16 protein-coding genes and 1 pseudogene are annotated in these 18,141 nt (G+C 72.6%); 13 read left to right on the plus strand and 4 right to left on the minus strand.

The genetic code is table 11. The features are described from left to right. Positions 1–19: 19 nt before the first annotated feature. Genes ACFW01_RS36240 through ilvD form a run of 3 tightly spaced genes read left to right on the plus strand, consistent with a single transcriptional unit; the run spans position 20 to position 3,968 of the window. Complete coding sequence (locus tag ACFW01_RS36240; protein ID WP_234961531.1) at positions 20–1,381, plus strand: hypothetical protein; 1,362 nt, start codon at positions 20–22, stop codon at positions 1,379–1,381. Between the two features lie 41 nt (positions 1,382–1,422). Next, a complete protein-coding gene (locus ACFW01_RS36245; protein ID WP_234961530.1) occupies positions 1,423–2,271 on the plus strand; it encodes a fumarylacetoacetate hydrolase family protein in 849 nt (282 codons plus the stop codon). 50 nt (positions 2,272–2,321) lie between these two features. Continuing rightward, the gene (ilvD, locus tag ACFW01_RS36250) at positions 2,322–3,968 is read left to right on the plus strand and encodes a dihydroxy-acid dehydratase (RefSeq protein ID WP_384510825.1); all 1,647 of its coding nucleotides are present in this window, start codon (positions 2,322–2,324) and stop codon (positions 3,966–3,968) included. Between the two features lie 68 nt (positions 3,969–4,036). Here the strand turns inward: ilvD and ACFW01_RS36255 are convergent, their stop codons facing one another. Beyond that, positions 4,037–5,011 carry a hypothetical protein gene (locus ACFW01_RS36255; protein WP_234961528.1) on the minus strand — a complete coding sequence of 325 codons (975 nt, stop codon included), beginning with the start codon at positions 5,009–5,011 and terminating at the stop codon, positions 4,037–4,039. Between the two features lie 179 nt (positions 5,012–5,190). Here ACFW01_RS36255 and ACFW01_RS36260 point away from each other — a divergent pair, with 179 nt between their 5' ends. Together ACFW01_RS36260 and ACFW01_RS36265 are read left to right on the plus strand one after the other, a co-directional pair. Beyond that, complete coding sequence (locus ACFW01_RS36260; RefSeq protein WP_384510829.1) at positions 5,191–5,808, plus strand: hypothetical protein; 618 nt, start codon at positions 5,191–5,193, stop codon at positions 5,806–5,808. Positions 5,809–5,869: 61 nt separating this feature from the next. Then, complete coding sequence (locus tag ACFW01_RS36265; RefSeq protein ID WP_234961526.1) at positions 5,870–6,625, plus strand: DeoR/GlpR family DNA-binding transcription regulator; 756 nt, start codon at positions 5,870–5,872, stop codon at positions 6,623–6,625. A 44-nt stretch (positions 6,626–6,669) separates the two neighbouring features. Here the strand turns inward: ACFW01_RS36265 and ACFW01_RS36270 are convergent, their stop codons facing one another. Continuing rightward, positions 6,670–7,011 (minus strand): hypothetical protein, encoded by a 342-nt coding sequence (locus ACFW01_RS36270; protein ID WP_384510832.1) that lies wholly within the window; start codon positions 7,009–7,011, stop codon positions 6,670–6,672. 198 nt (positions 7,012–7,209) lie between these two features. On the opposite strand from ACFW01_RS36270, the gene ACFW01_RS36275 reads away from it, so the two are divergent. From ACFW01_RS36275 to ACFW01_RS36305, 7 genes and pseudogenes are all read left to right on the plus strand, one after another. Further along, complete coding sequence (locus ACFW01_RS36275; protein WP_234961524.1) at positions 7,210–8,514, plus strand: sugar ABC transporter substrate-binding protein; 1,305 nt, start codon at positions 7,210–7,212, stop codon at positions 8,512–8,514. 35 nt (positions 8,515–8,549) lie between these two features. Then, positions 8,550–9,503 carry a carbohydrate ABC transporter permease gene (locus ACFW01_RS36280; protein ID WP_384510835.1) on the plus strand — a complete coding sequence of 318 codons (954 nt, stop codon included), beginning with the start codon at positions 8,550–8,552 and terminating at the stop codon, positions 9,501–9,503. A 47-nt stretch (positions 9,504–9,550) separates the two neighbouring features. Further along, on the plus strand, positions 9,551–10,423 hold the full coding sequence (locus ACFW01_RS36285; protein WP_384510838.1) for a carbohydrate ABC transporter permease: 873 nt from the start codon (positions 9,551–9,553) through the stop codon (positions 10,421–10,423). Then, a complete protein-coding gene (locus tag ACFW01_RS36290; RefSeq protein ID WP_234961522.1) occupies positions 10,423–11,460 on the plus strand; it encodes a D-2-hydroxyacid dehydrogenase in 1,038 nt (345 codons plus the stop codon). The genes ACFW01_RS36285 and ACFW01_RS36290 overlap by 1 nt, the downstream gene beginning before the upstream one ends. Beyond that, positions 11,450–12,223, plus strand: a complete 774-nt coding sequence (locus tag ACFW01_RS36295; protein ID WP_384510841.1) for a DeoR/GlpR family DNA-binding transcription regulator — start codon at positions 11,450–11,452, stop codon at positions 12,221–12,223. The genes ACFW01_RS36290 and ACFW01_RS36295 overlap by 11 nt, the downstream gene beginning before the upstream one ends. A gap of 66 nt (positions 12,224–12,289) precedes the next feature. Then, positions 12,290–13,114, plus strand: a pseudogene (locus ACFW01_RS36300) (class II fructose-bisphosphate aldolase); the annotation flags it as partial. 374 nt (positions 13,115–13,488) lie between these two features. Beyond that, the gene (locus tag ACFW01_RS36305; RefSeq protein ID WP_384510844.1) at positions 13,489–14,187 is read left to right on the plus strand and encodes a polysaccharide deacetylase family protein; all 699 of its coding nucleotides are present in this window, start codon (positions 13,489–13,491) and stop codon (positions 14,185–14,187) included. A gap of 67 nt (positions 14,188–14,254) precedes the next feature. Here ACFW01_RS36305 and ACFW01_RS36310 read toward each other — a convergent pair whose 3' ends face one another. Together ACFW01_RS36310 and ACFW01_RS36315 are read right to left on the minus strand one after the other, a co-directional pair. Beyond that, the gene (locus ACFW01_RS36310) at positions 14,255–15,268 is read right to left on the minus strand and encodes a polysaccharide deacetylase family protein (RefSeq protein WP_384510847.1); all 1,014 of its coding nucleotides are present in this window, start codon (positions 15,266–15,268) and stop codon (positions 14,255–14,257) included. Between the two features lie 98 nt (positions 15,269–15,366). After that, positions 15,367–16,686 (minus strand): radical SAM protein, encoded by a 1,320-nt coding sequence (locus tag ACFW01_RS36315; RefSeq protein ID WP_122618221.1) that lies wholly within the window; start codon positions 16,684–16,686, stop codon positions 15,367–15,369. Between the two features lie 106 nt (positions 16,687–16,792). Between ACFW01_RS36315 and ACFW01_RS36320 the strand changes: the two genes are divergently transcribed. Further along, positions 16,793–18,052 carry an FAD-binding protein gene (locus ACFW01_RS36320; RefSeq protein WP_234961518.1) on the plus strand — a complete coding sequence of 420 codons (1,260 nt, stop codon included), beginning with the start codon at positions 16,793–16,795 and terminating at the stop codon, positions 18,050–18,052. The last annotated feature ends 89 nt before the right edge of the window (positions 18,053–18,141 follow it).

Raw genomic sequence — 18,141 nt, forward strand, 5'->3', positions numbered from 1 at the left:
CGCTGAAAGGAACCCCCTGATGTCCGACACCCGCGTGCTCGTCCTGATCGGCGCGGGCAGCGCCGTGTTCACCCGCGGACTGCTCGCCGACCTGATCACCGCGGACGACCTCGGGTCCTGGGAGATCCGCCTGGTCGACGTCAACGAGGAGGCGCTGGCCGTGGCCGCGCGGCTCGCCCGGCGCATGGTCGAGGCGCGGGAGGCCGGGAACCGGATCACCGTCCGTGCCTCGGCCGACCGGCGCACCGAACTGCCCGGCGCGGACTACGTGGTGACCTGTGTCGGCGTGGGCGGACGCCCCGCGTGGCAGCGGGACCACGAGATCTGCCAGGAGCACGGCGTCTACCAGCCGGTGGGCGACTCGGTGATGCCCGGCGGCATCTCACGTCTGCTGCGCACGGTCCCGGTGATGGTGGACGTCGCCCGCGACATCGCCGACCTCGCGCCGGACGCCTTCTTCTTCAACTACAGCAATCCGATGACGGCGAACGTCCAGGCCATGACGCGCTACGCGGGCGCCACGCCCGTCGGCCTGTGCCACGGCATGCACCACGTCCAGCGGGAGCTGGCCGCGTTCGCGGGGCTGCCCTTCGAGGAGACCTCGACGCTGTACGCGGGCATCAACCACCTCACCTTCATCTACGACTTCCGGCACAACGGCAAGGACGCCTGGCCCGGCGTGCGCGCGCGGATGGAGCGGGAGCTGGCCGAGCCGGCCGACCCCGCGGACATCGGCGCCATCTGGGAGAACGGCAAGGCGTGGCACAACCCGTTCTCCTGGGAGATCTTCCGCCGCTACGGCGCCTACCCGGCCGCCAACGACCGCCACGTGCTGGAGTTCTTCCCCGAGCGCTGGGCGGGCGGCGACTACTACGGCAAGAAGCTGGGCGTCGACGCCTTCTCCGTCCCGGAGATCCTCCAGTGGGGCGAGGACCGCTACCAGGGCATGCGCGCCCAGGCCGAGGACGACGCCCCGCTGGACGCCGCCTCGTTCGAGAACTCCACCGGTGAGCAGGAGCAGCTCATCGCGATCATCCGGTCGATCAGCTTCGACCGGCGCGAGATGTTCTCCGTCAACGTGCCCAACCGCGGCTCGGTGCCGGGGCTGCCCGACGAGGCGGCGCTCGAGGTCCCGGCGGTCGCCACCGCGCGCGGGCTGCGCCCCGTGTCGGTCCCCGACCTCTCGGCGCCGCTCACCTCAATCCTGGCCCGCCGTCTGACCTCGGTCGAACTGGCGACGGAGGCCGCGATGAAGGGCGACCGCGGCCTGGTGGTCGAGGCGATGATCGCCGACGGCGCGGTCACCGACCCGGACACGGCCGTCGCCCTCACCGACGCACTGCTCGACGCCCAGCGGGCCTTCCTGCCCCGGTTCGCCTGACCGACCCGCGCCACGGGTCCCCCGTACCCCTTGGAGACCAAGTGAAGATCAGCCGTATCCGCCACCAGGGCCGGGTGTTCGCCGCCCGCGTCGAAGGCGACACCGTCCACCCGGTCGTCGCGGAGGACGACCGCTTCATGGCCGACGCCGTCCGCGACCTGATCGCCGACGGCACCGCCCAGGACGTGCTCTCCGCGGACGTGCCGGGCGTGCCGCTCGCCGACGTCGAGGTGCTGAGCCCGCTCGCCGCCCCGCAGAAGATCGTCTGCATCGGCCTCAACTACGCCGACCACATCCGCGAGACCGGCCTCGATACCCCGGAGGTCCCCCTCGCCTTCGTGAAGACCGCCCACTGCCTGACCGGACCGACGGCGGACGTGCGCGTGCCCCGGGGGGCCAGTGAGCAGCTGGACTGGGAGGCCGAGCTGGCCGTCGTCATCGGGCGGACCGCCCGCGACGTGACCGCCGAGCAGGCCATGGAGCACGTCTTCGGCTACACCGTCGCCAACGACGTGTCGGCGCGTGACGCCCAGTTCTCGGACGGGCAGTGGTTCCGGGGCAAGAACTTCGACGGCTTCTGCCCGCTCGGGCCGTGGCTGGTCAGCGCCGACGACATCCCCGACCCGCAGGCCCTGGCGATCTCCGCCAAGGTCAACGGCGCCACCGTCCAGGACAGCTCCACCAAGGAGATGATCTTCGGGGTCGCCGAGACCATCGCGTACCTCTCCCGCTACATGACGCTCCACCCGGGCGACGTCATCGCCACCGGCACACCGCACGGCGTCGGCATGGGCCGGACCCCGCAGCTGTGGCTCGGCGACGGCGACGTCGTGGAGGTCGAGGTGGAGCACGTCGGCCGGCTCCGCAACACGGTGCGCCTCACCGGCTGAGGCCGCCCCCTCCCTCTTCCCACCGTCCCGTCACCAGCAGGAGGACCGCGATGAACATCGCCGACGACCCCGACCGCGCGCCGGCCCGCTCGCACCTGTACGCCATGGGCCTGACCGACGACGACATGCGCAGGCCCACGGTGGGCATCGCGTCCACGTGGACGGGCACGATGCCCTGCAACCTCACCCACCGCGACCTCGCCCGGCACGTGGCCACCGGTGTGCGCAGGGCGGGCGGCACGCCGATGGAGTTCAACACCGTCGCCGTGTCCGACAACCTCACCATGGGCACCCCGGGCATGCGGGCGTCGCTGGTCAGCCGGGAGGTCATCGCGGACTCCATCGAGCTGATGGGCCGCGCGCACGCCTTCGACGCCCTGGTGTGCATCGTCGGCTGCGACAAGACGGTGCCCGCGGCGATGATGGCGATGGCCCGCCTGGACATCCCCGCCGTGCTCCTCTACAGCGGCAGCATGATGCCGGGCCGCTGGCGCGACCGCGACGTGACGATCCAGGACATGTGGGAGGCCCTCGGCGAGCGCGCGGTCGGCCGGCTCGGCCAGGAGGACGTGGACGACCTGGCCCGCAACGCCTGCCCCGGGGCGGGTACCTGTGCCGCCCAGTACACCGCCAACACCATGGGCGCGGTCGCCGACTTCATGGGCCTGGCGCCCTTCGGCGTCGGTGACATCCCCGCGGTCGCGGCGGAGAAGCAGGCCGCCGCCGAGCACGTGGGCGAGGTCGCCCTGGACGTCTTCGCCCGGGACGTGCGCCCGTCGCACATCCTGACGCGGGACGCCCTGCACAACGCCATCGTGTCGGTCGCCTCGATGGGCGGCTCCACCAACGCGGTGCTCCACCTGCTGGCAGTGGCCCGCGAGGCGGGTCTCGACCTGGCGATCGACGAGATCGGCGCGGTCTGCCGCCAGGTCCCCATCGTCACCGGCCTCAAGCCCTCCGGACCGCACACCGCGGTCGACCTGTGGCGGGCGGGCGGCACCTCGCTGGTGGCGTCCCGGCTGCGGGACGCGGGGCTGCTGCGCGAGAACGTGACCCTGGTCGACGGCCGCTCCTTCGCCGACGTCGCCGCCGACGCCCAGGAGGCGCCGGGCCAGGACGTGGTGGCGAGCGTCGCCGAGCCGGTGAAGGCGCCGGGCGCGCTCGCCGTGCTGCACGGTTCGCTCGCGCCCGACGGCTGCGTGCTCAAGCTGGGCGGCCGCGCCGACTTCCGGCGCGAGGGCCCGGCGCGGGTCTTCGACTCGGAGGAGGAGTGCTTCGAGGCCATCCAGGGCGGCCACGTGCGCGCCGGTGACGTGGTCGTCGTCCGGTACGAGGGACCGGCCGGGGGCCCGGGCATGCGGGAGATGCTGTCCATCACCGGCGCGCTGGTGGGCCAGGGTCTCGGCGACTCGGTCGCGCTCGTCACGGACGGCCGTTTCAGCGGCGTCTCGCACGGCCTGGTCATCGGCCACGTCGCCCCCGAAGCGTACCGGGGCGGACCCATCGCCCTGGTACGGGACGGCGACACCGTGGCCGTCGACTCGGCGGCCGAGACCCTCGACCTCCTCGTCGACGACGGGGAACTCGAACGCCGCCGCGCCGCCTGGACCCGCCCGGAGCGCCTCGCGGAACGCGGCGTCTTCAGCAAGTACGTCGCGACGGTGGGCTCCGCCTCGGACGGCGCGGTCACCGTCTGACCCGCCTCACGACCGCACGACAGCCCGGGCACGCGCCCGGGCTGTCGCCTTTCGCCGTACCGGAGTCGTCAGCGCCGGTGCACCGGCCGCGTACCGCCGTCCTCGCGGCGGACCGTGCTGACCAGGGAGCGGGCGACCGGTTCCGTTCCCGGGCCGCGGTCGGTCAGGTGCCAGAGGGCGTCGCCCCGGCGGACGACCAGGTCGGTGCGCCGGGGGTCGTGCCGGACCGGGGTGGCCGCCAGTGCGGTGACGGGGCCGGTACCGGGGAGGGTGAGGCTCCGGCGGCGGTCCGTGGCGGGGTGTACGGCGATGAGGTCCGCCCCGCCGTCCGACAGGAACACCAGCGGACCGTCGGCGCCGTGCACCGCGGCGGCGTGCTCGGCGCCCGGCAGGGTGGACACGGCGCCGTCGGCGCCCGCCCAGTGGCTGCTCGCGCGGGAGACGGTCAGGACCGCGGGGCGGGTGGCGTCCGGGGCGGCCACCAGGGCCACCGCGTGCGGGGGCCGTCCGTCCGGGCCGGTGAGCGCGGCCGGGGCCCAGACCAGGTCCGGGTAGCCCGCCGGGTCGGCCCGGTACAGGCGGCCCGGCGCGGTGCCGGGCTCCGGGGACAGTACGGTCCACAGCGCCCCGTCGGCGGTCTCGGCGAGCGCGAGCGCCGGGAAGGGGCGGGCCGGGGGCGGCTCCTCGGCCGTGAACGCGGCCTGAGGGCTCCAGCGGAGGCGGTGGGCCGAGTCGCCGGAGCGGGCCAGGACCTCCAGGTGATCGGGCCCGTTGCGGCTCTGCAGGACGCGTATGTCGTCGTAGCGGCGGCCGGCGGCGAAGTGCAGGCCGCCGCTCCACTCGCCGGGGGGCGGCGCGCCCTCGGGCGTCCCGGTGCCTTCGGGGTCGGTGTTGTGCCACAGCACCCACAGGCCGTCGTCCTCGTCGCAGAGCACGAGCTCCAGGTTGCCGCGCTCGCCGTAGCGGCCCTGGGCGAGGCCGAGGCCGCCGCGCGACGGGGGCGGGGGTGCGCTGGTGAGGGAAGGGGAAGGAGCAGCTGCCATGGGGCGTCCTCGTCGCGGCCGGCCGTAAGGATCCGGTGGTGGGGGCGCCTGGCCGGCTGACCGCCCGCACCACGTCGGCACCGTCGCACACGCCCGGAACGCGCGTCAATGAGCACAGACAAGCAAAAATGCGCACCCTGGCTTGCGTCAGCAGGACGTACGACCAAGACTGAGCGCTCATGGACTCCAACGGCACCGGCGACGACACCACCGAGGCACCCCGCACCACCCCGCACCTGCTGGTCGTGGGAGCGACGGGCGCGCTGCTCCCCGCGGTCCGCACCGCGACCGCGCGGGGCGCCACCGTCACGGCGCTGGCCAGGAACGCCACCGCCCTGCGGGACCTGGAGCGCGGCACGGGCGGCGCGGCACGGCCGCTGGCCCGCGACTTCGAGGCACCCGGACTGCGCGAGGCGCTGTCGCGGGCCGCGCGGGACAGGCCGTTCACCGGCGCCCTGCTGTACTGCCCCCTCGCCACCCCGGCCACCGTGCACGCCCTGACCGAGGCCGTGGAGCCGGGACGCCCCGTGGTCCTGCTGCTGACCAGCGCGCACGCGGCACCGGAGGACGAGGAGGGCGACGCCGGCCCGTGGAGCCCGGCGCTCCTTCCCGCCGGCGCGCGGCCGGCCCCCGGCTGCCGGCTGCTCGTCCTGGGCTGGCGGGCCCGGCCGGAGGGCTCGCGGTGGCACACGGCCGAGGAGATCTCCGGGGCCGCTCTGCGCGTCCTGGACGCCGTCCCGCCCGGCGACGCGGTCCTCGGACGGGTACGCCCCTGGTCCACGCGTCCGTCCGCGTAAGGTTTCCTGCACGACAACGCCGTACACGCCACGGCCTGGGAACGAGGGACGAGGGAACCGCATGCTGGGCGCCGAACGCCGCAACAGGCTGCTGGAGATGGTGGGCGAGGCCGGCGTGGCACAGGTGGGCCTGCTGGCCGAGCGGCTGGGTGTCAGCCCGTCCACCATCCGGCGCGACCTCTCCCACCTCCAGGACCAGGGGCTGCTGAACCGCACCCACGGCGGCGCCGTCGCCCAGCAGTCGAGCGAGGAACCCGACCGTCCCGCCCGCACCGACGTGGCCTCGTGGGAGAAGCGGCAGCTGGCCGAGGCGGCCGTCCGCTATCTCCGGCCCGGCGCCACCGTCCTGATCACCGGCGGCACCACGACGGCCGCGCTCGCCCCGCTGCTCGGCGGGATACCGGAGCTGACGGTGGTGACCAACTCGCTCCACCTCGCGGGCGAACTCGCGCACCACGAGACGGTCACGACGGTCGTGCTCGGCGGCTACCTGAGGCACCGCGAGATGTCCCTGCTGGGGCACCTGACCCGGCAGGCGCTGGAGGAACTGCACATCGACGAGGCGTACGTCGGCGCGTACGGCATCAACGCGGCCGGGATCAGCGGCGCGCACGTGGACGAGGCCGAGACCGACCGCTGGCTGCTGTCGAAGGTGCAGCGGGTGACCGTCCTGGTGGACGGTTCCAAGTTCGGGCGCTCCGGGCCGGTGCGGGTGGCGTCGTCCGCCGCCTTGCACCGGGTGATCACCGACGGCTCGGCGCCCGAGGCGGAGGTGGCCGCGCTGGCCGCCGCCGGCGTGGACGTGGTCCGGGTCTGACCGGCCGGGCCGGCCGGCGCGGCGGCCCCCGGCCCAGCGCCGCCTCAGCCGCGCGCGGCCCCGGCGACCGGCGCGAGCCGTCCGGCGCTCCACTCCGTCCAGACCCCGTCGTGCGGCACGCCCCACTCGCGGGCCAGGGTCCGGCCCAGCGCCCGCAGCGCGGCGTCCGTGGCCGCCGCCGGGCGCCGAGAGCCGTGCACGACGGCGAGCGGCCAGGCGGCGACGGACGCCTCCCCGGTGACCGTGACCGCCGCCGGGGCCAGTACGGCCACCACGCCGGAGTCCGGCAGACCCAGCTCCGCCGCGACGGCCCGGCACAGGGCGGTCAGCCGCGCCGCGTCCCGATCGGGGTCCGCGCTGGGTGCGGTGACCTGGATGACCGGCATGCCCTACCTCGTCTCGTCGCTCATCACTCGGGGGATGCGCCGACGCTAAGCGGTCCCCCGCACAGCGTCAAGGGAAAATGAGCAAAAGAAAGCATGACTTGCTTGTTATTGACTGCTCTTGGTGAGGGGGGATAGAAAGCAGTCATCGCCGGCTGCGGACGAGGCCGGAACCCGCCCTTGACATCTGGAGGTTGCCGCATGTCCGTCACCAGGCGCGCGCTGCTCGGCGCAGCCGTGGCCGGAGCCGGAGCGGTCGGTTTCGCGCGTCGCTCGGGCTTCACGCCCTCCAACACCGGCAGCGCGGGACCGGACACGCTGACCTTCGCGCTCTGGGGAACCGAGGCGGAGACCGCGTCCTTCCGGTCGCTGGCCCGGACCTACGAACGGCGCAACCGGGGCATCCGGGTGCACATCAAGGTCGAGCCGTACCAGCAGATGTACACCAACATGGACGCCCTGCTCGCGGGCGGCCGCGCCCCCGACCTGTTCCGCTGCGACTACGCCAACCTCGGCATGTACAGCGCGAGCGACCAACTCCTGGACCTGTCGCCGTACTTCAGCGAGGCGGAGCGCACGTCGTTCCTGCCCGCGCTGTGGGAGGCGGTCTGCCACGACGGCCGCCCGTACGCTGTCCCGCACCACACCGACACCACCGCCGTCCTCTACCGCAAGGACATGTTCGAGCGCGCGGGCATCACCGAGGTGCCCCGGCGCCTCGAAGACGCCTGGACCTGGGACGAGTTCGGCGAGATATGCGCAAGACTGAGCAAGAAGCTCGATCACGTCTATCCCTTCACCTACGGGTGGCAGCAGGCGGGCGCGTTCCGCTGGCTCACCTGGCTGTGGGAGGCGGGCGGTCATCTGCTCACCCGCGATCTGAGCGCTCCGGCCCTCGAATCGGCCGCCGGACTGCGGGCCATGCGCTTCACCCAGGACTTCTTCCGCCAGGGCTGGGTCCCGCCCAACAGCTCGGTCAAGACGGCGTCCTACCCGGACTCCCTCTTCAACGCCGGCACCACGGCGATGGCCTTCGCCGGTGACTTCCTGCTGCCGCAGATCGCCGCGGGCGGCCTGGACCCGGACCTGTACGGCGTCACCTACCAGCCCCGCGACCGGGTCGCCGCCACCGACCTCGGCGGCAACGCCGTGGTGGCCACCCGCACCACCGAGAACCCCGAACTGGCCGCCGACTTCCTCAAGTTCCTGGTGAGCGAGGAGATCATGCGGCGCTACTGCGAGGAGACCGTGGTCCTGCCCACCCGGCCGGGCCTGCTCCAGAGCCGCCTGGACTACGCGGAACGGCCCGACCTGATGCCCGTCTTCGCCGACCAGGCCACGACGCTGACCCCGGCCATGACCGGTGAGGTCGCCGTGCCCTACTTCGGACGGATCAACGCCGCGCTCCAGGACGAGCTGGAGGCCGCCTTCGTCAGCGGCCAGTCGGCCGAGGCGACCCTCCAGAAGATCGCCGACGCCACCCGCGCGGCCATCGCCGCCCAGTGAACTCCTCCTCTTCTTCCTCCCGCCACGGAGCTGCCATGGCCACCGTCACCTCACCCGCCCGCACCTCCCCGCCCGCGAAACCCGCCCCGCCCCCGGGCCGGCGCCGGACCAGGTCCGCGGCCCGGATACGCGAGACCGTCGCCGCCTGGACGATGCTCGCCCCCAACCTGACCCTGGTCACCGTCTTCCTCCTGGTGCCCCTGGTCATGGCCCTGGTGCTGAGCTTCCAGTACAGCACCGGTCTTACCTCGCCGACCTGGGCCGGTCTCGCCAACTACCGGCAGCTCGTGGAGGACCCCGTCTTCTGGCGGACCGTGGCGAACACCGCCGTGTTCTGCGTGGCGACGGTGCCCGTCGAGATGGCGATGGGCCTCGGTCTGGCACTGCTGTTCAACTCGGTGATGCCGGCCCGGCCGCTGTGGCGCACCCTCGTCTATCTGCCGATGGTCATCTCCGGTGTCGCCACGGCGCTGATCGGCACCCTGATGTTCGACGAGAACATCGGCCTGCTGAACAAGCTGATCGGCACGGTGGGGATCGACGCGCTGCCGTGGCAGACCGACGGCACCGCGGCCATGGGGTCGGTCGTCCTGATCACGCTGTGGATGCGGGTCGGCTTCAACATGGTCATCTACCTGGCCGGACTCCAGGGCATCTCGCCCGAGCTGTACGAGGCGGCGCGGGTGGAGGGCGCGGGCTGGTGGCAGCAGGTACGCAACATCACCGTGCCGATGCTCGGGCCGTCCACCTTCTTCCTGCTGATCATGAACGTCATCTACTCGTTCCAGGTCTTCGACACCGTCTTCGTGATGACGCTCGGCGGACCGGGCCACGCCACCGACGTCATGATCACGTACGCGTACCGCAACGGCTTCGAAGGACGCCAGCAGGGCTACGCGGCGGCGATCGGCATCGTGCTCTACCTGCTGGTCATGGCCTTCACCGCCCTCCAGTGGCGCTTCAGCCGCAACCGGGACACGGTCGGCTGACCCCTCCCCGGCTCCCTGTTCCCCCGTCCCGTCCCGAAGGACCCCCGATGTCCACGATCTCGACGCAACTCCCCGGTCCGGACACCCGCCCGGGCGCCCGGCAGCGGCGCGCCAAGCGCCTGAAGTACCTGCGGGTCGCGGCGGCGGCGCTCGCGGGGCTGGCCATGGCGCTCCCGCTGTACTGGATGCTGCTGACCGCCTTCTCGCCGCTGTCCGACCTGCACACCACCAGCCTCCACTGGTGGCCGAGCGACCTCACCCTGGAGAACTTCCGGACCGTCTTCGCCTTCCCGGTGTGGACCTGGGCGATGAACTCCACCGTGATCACCTGCTGCGTGGTCGCGGTCACCGTCGCGGTCAACCTGCTGGCCGGCTACGTCTTCGCCAAGATGCGCTTCCGGGGCCGCAGCCTGGTCTTCCTGCTGCTGCTGAGCACCATGACGGTGCCCGTGCAGGTCCTGATGGTGCCGCAGTTCAAACTCGTCAGCGGCATGGGCCTGTTCGGCAGCTTCTGGGCCGTCATCCTGCCCGCCTCCTCCACCGCCTTCGGCATCTTCCTCGCCCGCCAGTTCATGCTGGGCATCCCCGACGAGATCATCGAGGCCGCCCGCATGGACGGCGCCGGCCAGATACGCACCTTCGTGACCGTGGTGCTGCCGCTGTGCAAGCCGCTCGTCGCCGTGCTGTCGCTGCTGACGTTCCTGTACCAGTGGAACGACTTCGCCTGGCCGCTGACCGTCCTCAAGGACTCGCGGCTCTACACGCTCTCCGTCGGCATGCAGTTCGTGAACGGCGAGTACACCGCCAACTACGGCGCGATCATGGCGCTCGCGCTGCTGTCCGTCCTGCCCATGGTCGTCATCTTCCTGTGCTTCCAGAAGTACTTCGTCCAGGGTTTCGCACGATCGGGAATCAAGTAATGACCTCTGCCGGCACCCCTGCCCACTCCCCCGCCCCCGTCCACTACCTCAGCACCCTGTCCTTCTCCGACGTCTGGCTGGACCGCCTGCGGGAGCGCGTGCCGGGGCTGGAGATCACCCAGATCACGGCGGAGAAGGCCGCCGACGTCCCCGACGAGGTGTGGCGGCGCACCCGCGTGCTGCACACCGGCGGGGTCTTCCCCGGCCCCGGCCAGGCACCGGCGCTGGAGTGGATCCAGCTGGACACCTCGGGCGCGGACCACCTCAAGGGCACGCCCGCCTGGGAACTGCCGGTCCCCATCACCTCCATCGGCGGCATCTCACCGGTGCCGATGGCCGAGTACGTGATGATGATGGTCCTCGGTCTCGCGCACCGCCTGCCGCGCGCGGTGGCCGTCCAGCGGTCCGGTGTCTGGCCGTCCCTGAGCGAGCGGTGGAACACCCTGATGCCGCGATCCCTGCGCGGCGCCACCCTCGGCGTCATCGGGTACGGGCGGATCGGGCAGGAGATCGGCCGGCTCGCCCGCGCCCACCACATGGAGGTCCTCGGCCTCAAGCGCGGCAGGGCGGCCCGTTCCGGCGCCTTCTTCGGCGCCGCCGCCCGGGACGAGGCGGACGCCGAGATCTACACCCCCGACCGGCTGCACGACTTCCTCGCCCGCTGCGACTACCTGGTGGTCACCTGCCCGCTGACCGACGAGACCGCGGGCATGGTCGACGCCGACGCCCTGGCCGCGCTCAAGGAGGGCGCGATGGTCGTCAACGTGGCGCGCGGCGGCATCGTCGACGAGGAGGCGCTGCTGCGGGCGCTGCGCTCGGGGCACGTGGCCGGGGCCGCGCTCGACGTCTTCGACGAGGAGCCGCTCGGCGCCGACAGCCCCTGGTGGACCGAGCCGGGTGTCCTGCTGACCCCGCACGTGGCGGGCTTCGCGCCGGACTACGAGGAGCAGGTGCTGCGGCTGGTCGGCGAGAACATCGAGCGGCATCTGGCCGGTTCGGACCTGCTCAACCTGGTGGACCGCGGCCGTGGCTACTGACTTCCTCCTCGCCCCCCAGCGCCATCACGCCGTCCTGGACCGGCTGCGCAGCCGGGGCGCGGTGAACGTCGTCGAGCTGTCCCGGCTGCTGCGCATCAGTCCCTCCACCGTCCGGCGGGACCTGCGGGACCTGGAACTCCAGGGGCTGCTGCGCCGGGTGCACGGCGGGGCCACCGCCCTCGCGGACTCCGTGGAGCCCGACCAGCCGGTGCGCGCGGCCGAACAGCCCGAGCAGAAGCGGCGTATCGCGGACACCGCGCTGTCGCTGATCCAGGACCGCAGCACCATCCTGATCAGCGGCGGGACCACCACCGAGGCGCTGGCCGGCCGGCTCACCGAGCGCCGGGGGCTGACCGTCGTCACCAATGCCCTGCCCATCGCCCAGATACTGTCCGCCAGTTCGTCGACCGACGTGATCGTCCTCGGCGGCGTCCTGCGCCACCGCGAGCAGTCCCTGCTCGGTCACCTGGCGGAGCTGGCGCTGAGCGAGCTGCAGATCGACCAGGTGTTCAGCAGCGCGTACGGCCTGCACGCCGAGGCGGGTCTGACCGGTGCGCATGTCGACGAGGCACAGACGGACCGGGCGCTGCTGGGCGCCGGGCACGACATCGTGGTCCTCGCCGACGAGTCGAAGCTCGGCCGCCGGGGGCCGGTCCGGCTGGCCCCGCTGACGCGGGTCGGCACGCTGGTCACCGACGCCCCGCCCCATCACCCCGTACCCGCCGCCCTCGCGGCCGGCGGCGGACGGGTCCTGCACGCCTGACCACCGACGGCCGTCCGCCGCCCGCCGCCCACCCCCATGCGAGAGACCGAAGAGAAGCCACAAGCCATGCCTCTGACAGCCACCTCCCACGTCGTCGACCTGGCGATCCGTTCCGACACGGCGGCCCTGGCCTTCAACGTGATCACGCTGGAGCACGCCCAGGCGATCGCCGCCGCCTGCGAGCGCACCGGCCTGCCCGCCATCCTCGCCGTCAGCCACAACGCGGTGCGCTACCACGGTGACGACCCGGCGGTCGTCGTCGCCGCCTGCGCCGCGGTGGCCCGGCGCTGCCGTGTCCCCCTGTCCCTGCACCTCGACCACATCGAGGACCCCGAACTGGCCTGCGCGGCCCCGGACCTCGGGTGCACGTCGGTGATGTTCGACGCCTCCCGGCTCCCGCACGACGAGAACGTGCGGGTCACCGCCGAGGTGACCGCACGCCTGCACGCCCGGGGCGTGTGGGTGGAGGCGGAGCTGGGCGAGATCGGCGGCAAGGACGGCGTGCACGCCGCCACCGCCCGTACCGATCCGGCCGAGGCCGCCGCCTTCGTGGCCGCCACCGGCGTGGACGCGCTGGCCGTCGCGGTCGGCAGTTCGCACGCGATGACCACCCGCACCGCCCGCCTCGACCAGGACCTGATCGCCCGGCTGCGGGACGCGGTGGACGTCCCCCTGGTGCTGCACGGGTCGTCGGGCGTGCCCGAGGCCGAACTCCGCGAGGCCGTGCGCAACGGCATGCGGAAGATCAACTTCGGTACGCACCTCAACACCGCGTTCACCGCCGCCGTCCGGGAGGCGCTCGCCGCCACCGACCGTGTCGACCCCCGCCGCTACCTGGCCGCCGGCCGCGAGGCCGCCTCCGAAGCGGCCGCCGCCCAACTGCGTCTCCTCGCCCCTGCGTCCCCGGCCTCCGCCGGGCCCGTCGAGAAAGGCTCGCCCATGCCCTCCGCCCCCACCGGTCCCGAGCCGGTCGCCGACCCGCGCCGGGTGCTGACCGACGCCGGCGAACGCGCCCTCGAACGCGAGGGCATCCCCATGTTCCTGGCCCTGCAGAGCGTCGAGGCGCGGCCGGCGGCCGAGGAGCCGGTGCGCGCCGAGGGTGCCGGGCTCGCGTCGCTCCTCGGTCACTACCGCTCGGCGCTCTCGCCGGAGTGCGCGGACGACGCGGAGCCCGCGCTGATCGACGTCCTCCAGGTCATGGCCGTCTCCCACTTCACCCCGCAGGCACCGGCTGCCGCCGCCGCACAGAGCACCGAGGAGCAGCGATGACCCAGCACGCCGACATCCCGGGCGCGAGCTTCACCGCGCACGAACGCGCCTTCCAGGAGGGCCGGTTCCTGCGGGTGGTGAACTACCACAACACGCCGGAGGCCGACACGGAGAAGGTCAGGGCCGAACTCCGTTCCCTCGCCGAGCGGTTCGACCCGGTGACGCTGGAGGACCTGGACGCGTTCCGCGCCACCGGCGAGTGGCACAAGTCCCGCCCCGGCATCATCCCGGTCTTCTACGAGGGGTACCGCAACAACGCCGAGGTGGCCGCGCCGCTCGCCGAGGAGGCGGGGCTGACCGGCTGGTTCTTCATCTGCACGGCCTTCCTCGACGTGCCGGTGGCCGAGCAGTTCGACTACGCCAACGCCCACAACATCGACCTGGTCCCCGAGGACCGCGAGGGCGACCGGCTCGCCATGACCTGGGACCAGGTGGCGGACCTGAGCACGCGCCACGTCGTCACCCCGCACACCGCGAGCCACGCGAGCGCCGCCTCCCTGGAGACCGACGAGGCGATCCGGTACGAGGTCCTGGAGCCCAAGCGGCGGATGGACGAGGTCACCGGCCAGGACGCGGCCTGCACCGCCTTCCTGTGGGGCACGCCGTTCGGCAAGAACTCCAGGGTGGACGCGGCCGTCCGGGAGGCGGGGTACCGCTACCAGTTCAGCAACACGATGGTGCAGTACCTCGGCTGACCCGTCGGGCGGTACGGCGAAGGGCCGGGGCACCTGGGGTGCGCCCGGCCCTTCGCCGTACGGTGGGTCAGTCCCGTGGGTCCGGGAGGCGCTGCACCATCGTGTTGCTGAAGAGATACCGGTACCCGGCGTCCACGAGGGCGCGGTCGGCGGTGCCCCGCCCGGTCCAGTGGGTGCCGGCCAGCCAGGCGGTGCAGACGGCGTCGCCGCCGGTGGCCGCGTCGATCAGCCGCTTGGGCTCGACCACCTCGCGGTGCACGTCGTCCTCCGTCACCACGCGCTCCGCCAGTTCGTGGGAGGCGGTGTGCGGGGTGACCACGTGCCCCCTGCGGTGCAGGTCCGCCACCTCGTCCCAGGTCATGGCGATGCGCTCACCGCGCGGGTTCTCGTCGACCAGCTTGATCCGGTGCTCCAGCGCGAAGTCGTACTGCCGGCCGGCGGGGGTGTCCATGAAGGCGGTGCAGACGAAGAACCAGCCGGTGACGCCGGCCTCCTCGCACGCGGCGGCGGCCACGTCGTAGTTGTCGCGGTACCCCTCGTAGATGGCGACGAGGAGGGCGGGCCGGTCCTGGTGCCACTCGCCGGTGCGCATGAAGCGGTCCAGGTCGTCGGGGGTGACGATGGCGTAGTCGCGGGCCAGCGCGGTCAGTTCGGCGACCAGTTCGTCCCGCATGCCCGGCGGGGTGTTGTGGTAGTTCATCACCCGCAGGAAGCGGCCGGCGCGCAGGTCGGAGAGGGTGGCGTCGTAGCCGATCTCGGCGGGTCCGGGGAGCGCGTCCGGCGTGGCCGCCGCCGAGGTGTGCGGGCCGCGCTCGCCGCCGGGGAGGCGGTCGTACGCGACGGCCTGGAGGGTCTCGACGAGCGCGGTCTCGTCGTCGGCGCCGCCGGGGTGCAGCTCCCGGTGGAAGGTCTCGAAGAGGTCGGCGAGGCGGGCGTCCGCGCTGCTCGTCACCTGCGTGGCCGCCGGCCGGGCGCCACGCAGGGAGACAACCATCGGCACCCCCTTGCGCTCCGCGACGAGCTGCCGGGAGGCTTCCAGGGCGTCGTGGGCCCGCGTGGCGCCGGGGCTGGGATCGGGCATGGTCGTTCTCCTGTGCGTGCGGTGCGTCGGTCAGTCCACTCTGGTACGCGCCGCACACACAGGCAATAACGCGCAGAAGTTGCGCGCTATTGCTCGCTTCACACCTCGACGGGCGCGTCCTCCGGCAGGCTGTCCATGAAGGAGCTGACGGAGAAGACCGCGTTGCCGGCGCCGGGCGGGCCGTAGCCGGGGGGCGAGGAGAGACCGAACTCCTCCATCGTCTGCCGGTAGGCCTGGAGCAACCGGATGTGGTACTCCAGCGGGGCGCCGTCGGGATTGGTCTTGCCCAGCGGGGTGGTGGGCTCGGGGCACCAGGTGGTGAAGCGGGGCGTGATGCCCTGCGACATGAAGAAGCGCAGGCCCTCGGTGGTGGAGGCGATGGCCTCGTCGACCGTCTTGAAGCCGAAGGGCTCGGCCATCTCCACGCCCGCCACGAAGTTCGGGATGACGTTGCGCGCGCCGAAGACGTCGGCGGAGTCGAGGATGCGCTTGTGCCACTCGTCGCGGCCGACGTAGCGCTCCTTGCCCGGGCAGTACATCTTGAACAGGTACTCGTCCCACACCTCGTAGTTGGGGTGGTAGATCTGGACGCCGTAGTCCTTGAAGCGCTGGACGTCGTCCTTGGGCAGCGCCTGGGCGACGACCTTGCCGATCCAGCGGCCGGGGAAGTGCTCCTCGATGGCCTTGGCGTAGCGCCCGTAGAAGTCCGCCTCGTCCAGTCCCTGGACCTTCGACGTGATGGCGCCGCCGGTGAGCGTGTAGGCGGTGGACGTCTTGGCCGTGTCGTACGTGTTGATGATGTCGAGCGCTTCGAGGACCTCGTCGACGTCCTTCACGCCCGTGTAGGGGCGGCCCGCCGCCTTGTGCTGGCGCCAGTTGTGGTTGATGTCGCAGTACTGGCACTCCTCCTTGGCGCCGAAGTACTGGCAGACCCGGAACGCGGTCAGGTAGATCAGGTAGCCCCACTGGATGGTCGGGGCCACCTCCATGACCGACTTCCCGTTGGCGAGCTTGTGGCGGTAGTACTCCGGCATCGGCGGCACGCCGACGTCCGAGATGCGCTTGCCGTCGAGGTAGAGGCCGAGCTGGCCGTGCTCGTCGGAGGCGACCCGGTACGGCGAGGACGGGTTGACGCGCACCGAGACGACGGTGCGGCGCAGGTCGTAGGGGCCGCCGGTGAGGATGATCTCCTCGGGCGGGCGGCGCAGCGCGGCCTCGCCCAGCTCGGGCAGGGTGCCGTGGTCGAAGGAGAAGATGAAGTACGACTTCGGCTTGACCTCACCCGACTCGTTGTCGCTCAGCGCGGAGGGGTCGAAGGCCACCCCGCCGCGGAGCAGGTCCTCCTTGAAGACGGCTTCCCGCGGTACGTGCGGAAAGCGCTCCATAAGATCCTCGACCAGCGCGGTACGGCTGCCCATCCGTGTCTCCTCCCGGCTCAGGCGTTCGACTTCTCACGGTATGCCCCCGCGCGTGCGGCTTCCCGCCCGGGGCCCCTTCCAGGCGCGCCGGGTAGGTTTCCGCGGTATGAGCGACGTCACGGTGACCAACTGGGCCGGCAACATCACCTACACGGCCAAGGAGCTGCTGCGGCCGCGCTCGCCGGCCGTGCTGCGGGCCCTGGTGGCGGACAGTGCGCGGCTGCGGGTGCTGGGCAGCGGGCACTCCTTCAACGAGATCGCCGAGCCGGGCGACGGCGGGGTCCTGCTGTCGTTGGCCGACCTGCCGTCCGAGGTGGACGTCGACACGGCGGCCCGCACGGTGCGGGTGGGCGGCGGCGTCCGGTACGCGGAGCTGGCCCGGCGGGTGCACGCGCGGGGTCTGGCGCTGGCGAACATGGCGTCGCTGCCGCACATCTCGGTGGCCGGTTCGGTGGCGACCGGCACGCACGGCTCCGGGGTGGGCAACGGCTCGCTGGCGTCGGAGGTGCGCGAGGTGGAGCTGATCACCGCGGACGGCTCGACGCTGGTCCTCGCGCGCGGCGACGACCGGTTCGGCGGCGCGGTGACGTCACTCGGCGCGCTCGGAGTGGTGACGGCCCTCACCCTGGACCTGGAGCCGGCCTACGAGGTCGAGCAGCACGTCTTCACGGAGTTCCCGCTCACGGATCTGGACACGGCGACGTTCGAGACGGTGATGGCGTCGGCGTACAGCGTGAGCCTCTTCACCGACTGGCGGGCGCCCGGCTTCCGGCAGGTGTGGCTGAAGCGGCGCACGGACCAGCCGCTGCCGGAGTTCCCGTACGCGGAACCGGCGGTGGACAGGATGCACCCGGTGCCCGGGATGCCCGCGGTGAACTGCACGGACCAGTTCGGGGTGCCGGGGCCGTGGCACGAGCGGCTGCCGCACTTCCGCGCGGACTTCGTGCCCAGCAGCGGCGCCGAGCTCCAGTCGGAGTACCTGATGCCGCGCGAGCACGCCCTGGACGCCCTGCACGCGATGGACGCGATCCGGGACGTCCTCGCGCCGGTCCTCCAGACCTGCGAGATACGCACGGTGGCCGCCGACACGCAGTGGCTGAGCCCGTCCTACGGGAGGGACACCGTGGCGGCGCACTTCACCTGGGTCGAGGACACGGCGGCGGTACTGCCGGTGGTGCGCGGCCTGGAGCGGGCGCTGTCCCCCTTCGCCGCCCGGCCGCACTGGGGGAAGGTCTTCACGACCCCGGCGGACGAACTGCGCGCCCGCTACCCGCGACTCGACGACTTCCGGACGCTGGCGGAGACACTGGATCCGGCGGGGAAGTTCGGCAACGCGTTCGTGCGCGGGGTCCTGGGCGGGGCCTAGGGCCTGTCTGACAATTCCCGTCGTCGCCCGGAGGGCGGCCTCGCGGCGTCAGGTGCGTGCTCTCGCCGTGCCGGGCGTAGAGCCTCGTA

Source organism: Streptomyces sp. NPDC058985 (assembly GCF_042740985.1).
In the GTDB taxonomy this organism is placed as follows: domain Bacteria; phylum Actinomycetota; class Actinomycetes; order Streptomycetales; family Streptomycetaceae; genus Streptomyces.